The following is an 8,157-nucleotide window of genomic DNA, read 5'->3' on the forward strand; positions in this document are numbered from 1 at the left end:
GACCGCGCCCGCGCCGCCACCGACCGCGCCCGGGCCGCTGAGGACCGTGACCGCGCCGCCCATGATCGCCGTCGCTGGCGCAGCGAAGTGCAACGCGCCTACCGCGACGAACTCACCGGCCTGGACACCCACGGGCTGATCGCCCGCCTGCGTCGCGAGGCGAGCATCCACGACGACGACCTCGCCGCGCTGCACGCGCGCCTTGACTGCGCCGAAGACGAACTCCAAGACCTCCGTGCGATCCAGCAGGCCCTGACACCCCCACACCTGCCGACCCGCCCCGGCCTGGACCTCAGCGCCGCGTTCCTGCCGGCCGCCGAGCGCGTCAGCGGCGACTTCTACCTGGTCGCCGAAGGGCCCGACGGTGGCTCCGTGCTGGTCGTCGGCGACGTGGTCGGCCACGGGTTGCACGCCGCTCGTCGGGCCACCTTCGTGCGCACCGCGTTCCTCGCCATCGCCCCGTTCTCCGATGACCCAACCCAGCTGCTGAACTGGGTGAACACCGCGCTGATCGAGCGGGCCGGGACCGGTAGCGAGTTCATCACCGCCGCGTGCCTGACCTATCTGCCCTCCCAGCGGCGCCTGCGGTGGGCCTACGCCGGGCACCCACCGGCCCTGTGGCTCGACGGCGGAGTCGAACTCACCGCAACCCGGCAGGGAATCCCGCTGGGCATCGACACCGACCTCGGCTGCCTCGAGGGATCGCGCCTGGCACCGGCAGGCACCGGGATCCTGCTCTACACCGACGGCCTCACCGAAGCACGTCGCGAAGGAAGCCTGCTCGGCATCGACGCGGTCACCCGCGCCCTCGCCGGGCTCCGCGGGCCAACGCCCGCCGAAGCCATCGCCGCCCTGAGCGCGTTGGCCGCCGACTACACCACCGGCGCCCTCACCGACGACCTGTGCCTGCTCGCCGCCCGGATGAACTGATCCTGGCCACGCGGCATTGCTGACGGGCTTCACGCGTTCCGCCCCTCGATGTCGTCCCGGCCCTCGATGGGGATCTGACGGTATATCAGCTCAATGGTCGCGGGCAGCACCGCGCGAACCCGCCGCGGACTCACCACTCGGATCCGGCGCAGGTTGACGTCCGGAACAAGCTTCCAGCATCCGGTCAACCCGGCGGAGCTTCTCCAGCGCCCCACGGGCCGCAAGCTTGCGACCTCCACGGCGGCACCCCGATGCCGGCGGCGGCGGTTCTGGCAAGGAAGGATGATCGCCGCAATTGGGACGACGTGCGCCAGCTTGGTAGGGCTGACGGTCCGCGGCGCTGCGGCGTCGCTCGGGGATGCCGTCGCGTTCGAGACAGTCGCTCATCAGCACCCGGCCGATTGGCGGATCCTGTCGCGCCAACGTCACCGGTAGCGCTCGCAGGAAAGGCGATATGAGAACGCTCAGCACGGAGGATCCGCGGGCGGGACGTGGCGGGGGGCTGCACGATCAGCTCACGATGTTCTTCGGCGCAGACGTCGCGGCCGACCTACTCGATCGCGCTGCCGTCCTGGATTGGTTGCCCGGCGGGGAGCCGTTGACCCCGCTGGATGCGGCTGCCCGCAGCGGTGCAGCCGAACTGATCCACCTGGCTGCAGGGACTCGGTGCCTGGACGGCAGAGCGCGCGGCACCGGTGATCCGCAACCCGTCCGCGCCGCGCGCTGGTCACCGCGACGAACGGTGGAACGTGATCGTCAACGAGTACCCCGACGCGGAGTCATGATCCCCCGACCCGCCATCACCGCATGGGGCAGCCGCGCCCGCTGGCCGACCGAGGAGCAGATCGAGCAGGACCTGCTCCCCTCGCAGTTGATCGTCGAGGTTGCGAACGACTCCTACCTCGGCGGAGAGTTGGTGTTTCGTGGTGGCACCTGCCTGCACAAGCTCCGCTTGGCCGAGCCGCTGCGCTACAGCGAGGACCTCGACTACGTCCGGCGCAGCGAGGGCGGGATCGCCGACATCACCCGGGCGGTGGGCGCGATCGGCGGACGCCTGGGGATGGAGGTCCGCACCCAGAGCGGTCGTCGACATACGAATTCTGAGGCGAGTCACGCAAATGGAGTCCATGGAGTCCGCGCGCACTTGCATTTCCATGAGTGTCCGTCAGATACCGCTCGGCCCAGGTCTCCTAAAGCTCGTTCGCCGGTTGTGCTGACGTTCCGTCAGCTTAGCGCGGCTACGGCCGCGCCCGCCCCGGTCCGGCAGGGACCGCGGTCGTCCATGATGGTCCGTCAGGTGATTCAAGGGTGGCGTCGGAGCACACTGATCCACCTCGACGGCTCTCCGCAACCTGCCCGGTTATCCGGCGGGGCCCTGCCGGATGCTCGTATCTCCGAACGGCGGGCCGGATCCGGGTCTACTTGATCAAGGGTCAAGCTCCGCTCGGCCACTGAGCCCTTTAGTCCTTGAGCAGGCGCCCAAAGATTGCTTGACCGGCTAGGGCAGCGTCGCCCAAATCCATGACCTCTCCGCGGACATCCGGATGCCGGGCGGCCCAACGTGTTGCGCTGTGGCGGGAGCCGAAGAAGTTGATCGCGTCGCAGCAGATCTGCTCGGCGGGACCGTCACAGGAGCGGCTTCCGGCGAACACCACGGTGCCCGGCGGGTTGCTCGACGCGTCATCCGGCGTGGCCCGGACGCTGATCGGGTCGGCGGTGATCGGATCGGTCGTGGTGATGATCACGGTGCGGTTGAGCATGGATGCGACGCCGAGGGCGTCGATCGCGCACATCGCCCAGACATCGGGTCCGCCCTCGATCCGTACCCGATGTCGGGACGCAACCGTGGAGAACGGATACACCGCCCGCAGCCGGCCGACGGCATCAAGGGTCAGATAGTCCTCGGCCGCCAGTTCGCGCAGCGCGTCGGCGCCGCGGCGACCGAAGACCTCGGCGATCTGGTCAAGCTCGGACACGCCAGGCGGATTCCCCGAGCCGGCGATAGCGCGAATCGCTGCCGTCTGCACGGCACGCAGGCCGCGTTCAACCGGCGCGCGGCGACCCTGACCCGCCCGGCCCACCGCGTCGCTCCACCCACCGCTGGATCGCTTGTCGGCGGTATGGGCGGTGTTGAGGATCGCCTCCAGGTCAGCGACGGATGGCGCGCCCCCGACGGTGCCGTCCGTACTGCGGTAGAGGCGGCATGAGATCGAAGGATCGGTACCGGCCGCGGCGAAGGGATCAGAGCCGTCGACCAACAGGGTCGGTGAACCGGTCATGCCCCAGCTACGGGCGCGCTCATCGTCGGCAACCACGATCACGGCAAGGTCGTCGGTTCGGTCGTCGATGCGGGCGCGCAGGAGGTCGACCAGGCCTGGAGCGTTCGGGCATCCGGGCACGGACAGCACGGTGAGCAGCATGCGGGGACCGTACGAGTTCCAGCACACTGGAAGGTCAAGACCTACGCTGGCAGACATGCAGATCGGCAGCCTCGCGGAAGCGTCCGATGTCAGCGCCAAGACCATCCGCTTCTACGAACAGCGGGGCCTGATCCCACCACCACCGCGCACCAGCGGCGGTTACCGCGACTACCCGGCCGAGGCCATCCAGCGGCTGCGCTTCATCCGCGACGCTCAGGGCGCCGGGATGACCCTCGCCGACATCGGGCGCATCCTCAGCGTGCGGGACAACGGCCAAGCGCCGTGCTCCGAGGTCTCCACCCTCATCGCCGAGCATCTCGATCAGGTCGAGCGCCGGCTCACCGAGCTCACCGCCACACGCACGAGGCTGCGCCGGCTGGCCCATCGGGCCGCCGGGATCGATCCCGATGCGTGCGTCGAGGCAGACATTTGCACGATCCTCGTCGGCCGCGATCGGCTCACCGTTCCCAGCGCCGGGACACCTGGCAGGCCGCTCCCGCCGACCACGATCGGCCGGGGCGGCGTCGAGGGGGGCATCTCGTGATCTCGCGGTCTACTGCGGACACCGACGCCCCCGACGGCCGGCCTTCGTGTTGGTGCTGCGGCAACCGGAAACCTGAGACACGGCTGCTTCGCCTTGATGCCCGCCCCGAAGCCGCGGTCTGCCTCGAGTGCGTCACGAATCTGCGACAGCGCGCCCGGGCCCACGAGGATTCGCCGCCCGTCGTCCGCCAGTTGCACGCCACCGCGAACCGCATCCGGGATGCCGCCACGTCCACCGGGCTCCACAACCGGCCCGTCATCGGGCCCGCACTACGTTGGATCAACCGGCGATCGCCGTGGTGAAACCCCTCCGCCCGACCCAGTGCGATTGTCTCGCAATTCTCTGCCGGTTGAGGCTGCGGGAAGGCCCGGCGCTTTCGATCCAAGGGAACCGGGCGCTCGTCATTCGGCTCAGCTTCCGTTCCTCCTAGCGCTAGTCGACCCTCGGCGGTTCGCGCGCTGCCGGCCGCATGCGGCACCCCGGCGTAGCCTTGGGCCATGAACTTCGAGCGGATCACCGCGGAGCCGGACAAGATGGGCGGCGTCCCGTGCATCAGGGGCAAACGCATCCCGGTCGCCACGGTGGTCGGGATGGTCGCCGAGGGGATGTCGGTCGAGGAGATCCTCGCCGATTACCCGGACCTTGAGGCCGCCGACGTCCGCGAAGCCCTGCAGTACGCAGCAGAAGCGGTGCGCGACCGCGAACTCCCGCTGCACCTGGGCGCGTGAGGTTCCTCCTCGACGATCAGAACGCTCCCGATAGAGCGCTGACCGTCAGTCGATGTCACACCGATGTCACAACCGGCACCCGATTGTGGCGGATCGCGACGGATAGCCGTGGACCACGATGGACACGTTCCCGCAGGCCGTCCTCGTAGCGGCCCTCGGCTTCCTCTACCCGGCGCTCGAACTCCTCGGTTGCGGCCTCGTCCGAGAGTGAGCCGGCTTGCTTCCAGACCGCCACGTCATAAGGCACGCGTGTGATCATGCCGGGCAACTTCGCGCCGCGGGACGCAGCTGGACGCGGGCTGTACGTGGGCTAAAGGACGGCCTCTAAGGGCCCACGGCGGTCTCGCACGGACAATCCCGGGAGGAGGGGGCGCGAGTGACTTTGCAGGTCAGAGCCTGTTTTCGCGGGGGAGCGGGTAGCGGGAATCGAACCCGCACTGTCAGCTTGGGAAGCTGATGTTCTACCATTGAACTACACCCGCGCTGGCCGCCCCCGTGGAGCGGTCAGGGGGAGAGTCTAGCGGCTCAGCGGCTCAGCGGCTCTCGGCAATCCGCTTCATGGCGGCCAAAGTCTCCGCGATGCCGCGGTGCGCGAGCTCGGTCCGGTTGGCGATCTGGGTCTCGGCGTCCTCGCCGTACCGGTCGTGGAACAGGGCGATCCCGTTCGGCAGGAACTCCCACGCCTCGGTCAGCCGGGTGCCCTCGCCCTCCGCCTCCATCGAGTACAGCCAGCGCACCAGGGAGTCGCCGACCAGCCAGCCGAACTCCCGGCCGAGGTCGGCGGCGAACACCGTGCAGCGGGTCTCCCAGGTCCGGTCGGGGAGCACGTTGCGTCCGGTGAACAGGTCACCCACGGCGCCGGTGGCGCCGGAGTCCCACCAGCACTCCTGGCAGACCGGGCTCCACTCGCCGGTCCGGGTGATGTCGGAGACCAGGTCGTAGACCGCCTCCGGGCTCGCGGCGATGAGGATCGATTCGCTGTGAGTGAGGTCGCTCATGGGGAAAGTCTCTTACCCTCGTTGGATGCGGACCGCAGCGGGTGCCTTCGTCCTCGCCGGGGCGTTGGTGGCCGGGTGCGGTCAGGGCGCCGACATCCAGGTTGCCCCCGCGGCGCCGGCGGTCGCGGCCGACGAGTCGGCCGATCCGGTCGTGCGGAAGCTGACCAAGGCCGAGTGGGCGCGGATGGTCGAGGTCGGCATGGCCGGCCCGACCTGCCCGGTGAAGCGCAAGAACCTGCGCCGCCTGGAGATCAACCACGTGAACTTCGACGGCGAGGTCAAGCGCGGCGCGATCGTCGTGCGCGGTGACGTGGTCGAGTCCGTGAGCCGGGTCTTCACCAAGCTGTTCGACAAGCGTTTCCCGATCCACCGGATGACCCCGGTTGAGCACTTCAACGGTAGCGACGACCGCAGCATGGCGGCGAACAACACCTCGGCCTACAACTGCCGCCGGCCGAGTGAGGCCAACTCGCCGTCGATGAAGTCACCGCATGCGAACGGTCGCGCGATCGACATCAACCCGATCCAGAACCCCTGGCTCAACCCGCGTACCCACGTCTGGGAACCGTCCGCCAGGTACCGCAAGCGCACGGCAGGCCCGGGCAAGATCCTGGAGGGCGGGCCGGTCTGGCGGCTGTTCATCCGCGAGGGCTGGATCTGGCAGGACATCAAGACCCCGGACTACCAGCACTTCGACACCGGCTATCCCTCTCGGCCCCTCAAGAAGCGCGGGTAGTCCTCAGCGCGCGTGGCCGGCGAAGAACGTCCAGATGGTGCGACTGGCGTCGAAGTCCCGGCTGGTGCGCCCGATCGTGGCTTCAGGTAGGTACTGCAGGCCGCCCGGCCAGGTGTGCCCGCCGCCGTCGACCGTGTACAACTTCACGGCCGCGCCGGCCTTGCACTTGTTGGCCACGAGAACCCGGGTCGTGGTGCCGTCCTGAGCGGTGTCGGGCAGGGCTGACTCGGTCGGCTCTTTGCATCGCGCCCGCTCGCGCCAGAGCTTGGCCGAGGACTTCGCCGAGAGCAGGGTCGCGCGGCCGAACCGGCCGCCGCGGTAGGGGACGAGGGGATCGGCGGTGCCCATGATCATCAGGACCGAGAGCGGCTCTGCGGGCTTGCAGCGCTTGGCCGAGGTCTTGGGCATCACGGAGGCCACGGTCGCGATGGCCGCGAACCGTGAGCCCATCACGCAGCCGAGACGCTGGGCGAAGAAGCCGCCGTTCGACATCCCGAGCGCGAACACCCGGCCGGAGTCGACCGGATACTGCTTCGCCAGTTGGTCGAGAAGGGCTCGGACGAACTTCACGTCCTTCACGCCATCGCGATTCGATGGGGTGTCCCGGCGGCCGTCGTTCCAGCTGCGCTGGTACCCCTCGGGGTAGACGGCGATGAACCCGTTCTCGTTGGAGACGTGGTTGAACTGCGACAGCGCCTGCTGGCCGTCGCCGCTGCCGAGCAATCCGTGGAAGGACAGCACCAGCGGGACCTTCCGCACGTCCGGCATGGGGTTCGGCAGATGCACCCGCGCGGTCCGGACCCGGCCGTCCACGGTCAGGGTGAGCGTCGAGTCCTTGGTGACCGTGGCGTGCACGGGGACGGCAATCGGTAACGCGGCCAGGCACGCGAGTGCGGTCCCCGCCGCCGTCGTTCCGGCCGCCTGGCGCCAACGCATCAGGTGCATGGCACCAGGCTGCCAGTCCGGTCAGTCTGAAAGCGTCAGGCGCCCCAGCACGGCGTCATCTCCCTTGACGTCGGCGCTCGAGGTGTTCGTGTCCGAGAACCAGGGCGCCGATCCATGCTCGCTTGACTTAGGGCTCCTAACTAAGGGTTGGCTCACCTTAGAGGTGCACTGGGAGCGGCGGCGATACGGACCACGGTCAGGAGTCGAGGAAGTCCTCTGCGAGGAGATCCATCAGCAGGCCGTCGTGCCAGGAACCGTCCAGCCCGCGCTCGGATTGGCGGGTGATCCCGACCCGCTGAAATCCGACCTTGGCGTAACAGGCGATCGCGGCCGCATTGTCCGCCGCCGGGTCGATGGTGAGGCGGTGGTGGCAGTGATCGACGATCAGGTGCCGGGCCAGGGTGCGCACCGCATCCGTGCCGACGCCTCGACCGTGCAGCGCCGCGGAAACGTAGATGTCCATCGAGGCGTGCCGGTAGTCCGGCTCGGTCTCCTCCGCCCACTGGATCCAGCCGGCGACGGCACCGTCGACCTCGATCACGTAGGGCGTGGAGTCCGGCTCGGCGAGGTCGGAGACCACCTCGGACTCCATGTCGTCGGACCCACGCCAGTGCCGGCGCACCTCGGGCTGCAGCCGGATCTCGGCCAGCGCCGCCACGTCCGCACGATCCACCGGGCGCAGCCGCACGATTCGCCCGTGCAACTCAGGCGGGCCTGCCATCAGAACGCCCTAGTGGTCCGTCTGCGAATTGATCTGGTTGAGGACCTCACGCCCGCGACGGACCTTGGCGATGATCTCCTCCGCGGTCGCCTTCCAGATGAAGGGCTTCGGGTCGGTGTTCCAGTGCTCGGCCCA

The 8,157-nt window shown here is 69.0% G+C and carries 10 protein-coding genes and 1 tRNA gene; 5 read left to right on the plus strand and 6 right to left on the minus strand.

The window, feature by feature from the left end; genetic code table 11:
• Both H0X00_RS18850 and H0X00_RS18855 read left to right on the plus strand, forming a co-directional pair.
• Nucleotides 1–930: PP2C family protein-serine/threonine phosphatase (locus H0X00_RS18850; RefSeq protein WP_293773904.1), on the plus strand; the 930-nt coding region annotated here is incomplete at its 5' end.
• A 520-nt stretch (nucleotides 931–1,450) separates the two neighbouring features.
• Nucleotides 1,451–2,356 (plus strand): nucleotidyl transferase AbiEii/AbiGii toxin family protein, encoded by a 906-nt coding sequence (locus H0X00_RS18855; protein ID WP_293773905.1) that lies wholly within the window; start codon nucleotides 1,451–1,453, stop codon nucleotides 2,354–2,356.
• Nucleotides 2,357–2,390: 34 nt separating this feature from the next.
• On the opposite strand, the gene H0X00_RS18860 is transcribed toward H0X00_RS18855, so the two are convergent.
• Entirely contained in the window at nucleotides 2,391–3,350 is a 960-nt protein-coding gene (locus tag H0X00_RS18860) for an alkylmercury lyase family protein (protein ID WP_293773907.1), read from the minus strand.
• Nucleotides 3,351–3,405: 55 nt separating this feature from the next.
• Between H0X00_RS18860 and H0X00_RS18865 the strand changes: the two genes are divergently transcribed.
• Nucleotides 3,406–3,894: a heavy metal-responsive transcriptional regulator gene (locus H0X00_RS18865; RefSeq protein WP_293773908.1), complete on the plus strand. Its 489-nt coding sequence runs from the start codon at nucleotides 3,406–3,408 to the stop codon at nucleotides 3,892–3,894.
• 497 nt (nucleotides 3,895–4,391) lie between these two features.
• Nucleotides 4,392–4,622, plus strand: coding sequence for a DUF433 domain-containing protein (locus H0X00_RS18870; protein ID WP_293773909.1), 231 nt, complete (start codon nucleotides 4,392–4,394; stop codon nucleotides 4,620–4,622).
• Between the two features lie 55 nt (nucleotides 4,623–4,677).
• Here the strand turns inward: H0X00_RS18870 and H0X00_RS18875 are convergent, their stop codons facing one another.
• From H0X00_RS18875 to H0X00_RS18885, 3 genes are all read right to left on the minus strand, one after another.
• Entirely contained in the window at nucleotides 4,678–4,881 is a 204-nt protein-coding gene (locus H0X00_RS18875; RefSeq protein ID WP_293773911.1) for a hypothetical protein, read from the minus strand.
• A 152-nt stretch (nucleotides 4,882–5,033) separates the two neighbouring features.
• A tRNA-Gly gene (locus tag H0X00_RS18880) sits at nucleotides 5,034–5,104 on the minus strand.
• 51 nt (nucleotides 5,105–5,155) lie between these two features.
• Nucleotides 5,156–5,620 carry an SRPBCC family protein gene (locus tag H0X00_RS18885; RefSeq protein ID WP_293773913.1) on the minus strand — a complete coding sequence of 155 codons (465 nt, stop codon included), beginning with the start codon at nucleotides 5,618–5,620 and terminating at the stop codon, nucleotides 5,156–5,158.
• A gap of 25 nt (nucleotides 5,621–5,645) precedes the next feature.
• Here H0X00_RS18885 and H0X00_RS18890 point away from each other — a divergent pair, with 25 nt between their 5' ends.
• Nucleotides 5,646–6,356, plus strand: coding sequence for a M15 family metallopeptidase (locus H0X00_RS18890; RefSeq protein WP_293773914.1), 711 nt, complete (start codon nucleotides 5,646–5,648; stop codon nucleotides 6,354–6,356).
• 3 nt (nucleotides 6,357–6,359) lie between these two features.
• On the opposite strand, the gene H0X00_RS18895 is transcribed toward H0X00_RS18890, so the two are convergent.
• Complete coding sequence (locus tag H0X00_RS18895) at nucleotides 6,360–7,301, minus strand: PHB depolymerase family esterase (protein ID WP_293773916.1); 942 nt, start codon at nucleotides 7,299–7,301, stop codon at nucleotides 6,360–6,362.
• Nucleotides 7,302–7,497: 196 nt separating this feature from the next.
• Nucleotides 7,498–8,022, minus strand: coding sequence for a GNAT family protein (locus tag H0X00_RS18900; RefSeq protein WP_293773917.1), 525 nt, complete (start codon nucleotides 8,020–8,022; stop codon nucleotides 7,498–7,500).
• Nucleotides 8,023–8,157: the final 135 nt, after the last annotated feature.

It is taken from the genome of Sporichthya sp., assembly GCF_013815995.1.
Taxonomy (GTDB): domain Bacteria; phylum Actinomycetota; class Actinomycetes; order Sporichthyales; family Sporichthyaceae; genus Sporichthya.

Coding starts and splice junctions, on each gene's coding strand:
- H0X00_RS18900 (WP_293773917.1), bottom strand. CDS start 8,022: ATGGCAGGCCCGCCTGAGTTGCACGGGCGAATCGTGCGGCTGCGCCCG.
- H0X00_RS18870 (WP_293773909.1), top strand. CDS start 4,392: ATGAACTTCGAGCGGATCACCGCGGAGCCGGACAAGATGGGCGGCGTC.
- H0X00_RS18855 (WP_293773905.1), top strand. CDS start 1,451: ATGTTCTTCGGCGCAGACGTCGCGGCCGACCTACTCGATCGCGCTGCC.
- H0X00_RS18860 (WP_293773907.1), bottom strand. CDS start 3,350: ATGCTGCTCACCGTGCTGTCCGTGCCCGGATGCCCGAACGCTCCAGGC.
- H0X00_RS18875 (WP_293773911.1), bottom strand. CDS start 4,881: ATGATCACACGCGTGCCTTATGACGTGGCGGTCTGGAAGCAAGCCGGC.
- H0X00_RS18885 (WP_293773913.1), bottom strand. CDS start 5,620: ATGAGCGACCTCACTCACAGCGAATCGATCCTCATCGCCGCGAGCCCG.
- H0X00_RS18865 (WP_293773908.1), top strand. CDS start 3,406: ATGCAGATCGGCAGCCTCGCGGAAGCGTCCGATGTCAGCGCCAAGACC.
- H0X00_RS18890 (WP_293773914.1), top strand. CDS start 5,646: ATGCGGACCGCAGCGGGTGCCTTCGTCCTCGCCGGGGCGTTGGTGGCC.
- H0X00_RS18895 (WP_293773916.1), bottom strand. CDS start 7,301: ATGCACCTGATGCGTTGGCGCCAGGCGGCCGGAACGACGGCGGCGGGG.